Origin of the sequence: Streptomyces huiliensis (assembly GCF_020037025.1) — a bacterium.
Taxonomy (GTDB): domain Bacteria; phylum Actinomycetota; class Actinomycetes; order Streptomycetales; family Streptomycetaceae; genus Streptomyces; species Streptomyces huiliensis.
The window spans coordinates 1-1,576 of record NZ_JAIQLH010000510.1; the positions used below are offsets into that span (position 1 = coordinate 1).

The 1,576-nt window shown below is 73.1% G+C and carries 1 protein-coding gene and 1 pseudogene; both read right to left on the reverse strand.

What is annotated here, in order from left to right; all coding sequences use genetic code 11:
* A pseudogene (locus JNW98_RS35540) lies at positions 1-941 on the reverse strand (hypothetical protein); the annotation flags it as partial.
* Positions 942-1,037: 96 nt separating this feature from the next.
* A partial coding sequence (locus JNW98_RS35545; protein ID WP_223772383.1) for a 5-oxoproline transporter, DUF979 family subunit occupies positions 1,038-1,576 on the reverse strand: 539 nt, incomplete at its 5' end.

A 1,576-nucleotide genomic window follows, 5' to 3' on the forward strand; every position in this document is an offset into this window, starting at 1 on the left:
TGGGTGTGGCGGCGGATGCAGTCCTTGACGATGTCGACGAGCTCGGCGGCGCGGCGCTTGTGCTCGGGGTCGACGCCGGTGGAGGCCTCGTCGCGGACCTTGCGGATGTTGGTGAGGATCGCGTTCTCGTGCCGGTAGCGCTCGGCGACGTGCTCCAGCGCCTCGTCGATCATGTCGGGGACGGTCCGCAGCCAGTCCACCGCGCGGACGTTGCGCCGGGTGGCGTCGAGGGTCTTGCGGAGCGTCTCGGCGTACTGGACGGTGCGGTAGCGGGCCTGCTCGGCGGCGAGCTGGGCGTCGGCGAGCCGGCCGCGGCTGACGAGGACCTCCAACTTGACCTCGGCGGCGATCTGGGCGCTGGTGACGTCCGTGTCGAGGGCCCCGACGAGGACGTTGACGGCCTCGTCGGTGGTGCGCAGGAAGACCGTGCCGCCGGGGCCCGGGACCTCCTCGATCAGCTTGAAGTCGTAGTCGCGGCGCACATAGGCGCCGTCGGTGCCGAACGTCCCGTAGACGGCCCGGAAGCCGCGGTCGACGCTGCCGACGTTGACGAGGTTCTCCAGGACCCACCGGGCGACGCGCTCGTGCTCGGCCGAGGGACGCTCGGGCGCCTGGGCGGCGACACGCGGCAGCAGCCGGGCCACTATCTGCTCGTGGTCGGCGCCGGTGTCGAAGTCCATGGTGAGGGTGACGAGGTCGATGGCGGCCAGGGCCACCTCGGCCATCGCGTAGACGCCGAACTCGCCCGCGAGGTTGGCCTTGCGGACGTCGAGGTCGTGCAGCGGCGCGGTGCAGGCGAGCGCGCGCAGGCGGCGGGCCAGGCCCTCGTCGGCCGCCGGGCCCGGGGCGACGGGGCCCCCGGCTCGGGCAGGGCCGGGCGCTCGGGTGGGCGCGGGCCCGTTGAGCTGGGGCGGAACGGCCGCCGGGGCTGGAGAAGTCACGTCGCACAGCGTAGGCGGTCGCCCTGACATCGGACGAAACGGCACGGGGGAACGGCACGGAGGAAGGGGCCGCGCGCGCCCGCGCGACCCCACCCCTCACACCGCGAAAAGGTACATGATGGCCATATTGCACCCGAGCAGGATGAATGCCGTGGGCAGTTGGGCCTTGATGGGACCGTACTGGTCCGTGAGTTCGAGCAGGGCCGCCGGGACGAGGTTGTAGTTGGCGGCCATCGGCGTCACCAGGGTGCCGCAGAAGCCGGCCAGCATCCCGACGGCGAGCACGGCCGGGGCGTTCCCGTGCGCCTGCTCGACGAGGACGGGCCAGCCGACGGCGGCGGTCATCACCGGGAACGCGGCGAAGCCGTTGCCCATGACGACGGTGAACAGGAACATCCCCGCGCAGTAGACGACGACCGCCAGCAGGACGGACCCCTCGGGGAGCACCGCCGTGGTGATCCGGCGGACCTGCTCGCCGACCCCCGCGACGGAGAAGATCGCGCCGAGGGTGGCGAGCAGCTGCGGCAGCAGCAGCGCCGCGCCCATCGATTCGAGCATCGAGCGCCCGGCGGCCACCGGCTCGGCGGGCCGCCGCTCGCGGACCAGGGCCATGCCGACGACGAGCGCGACGACGG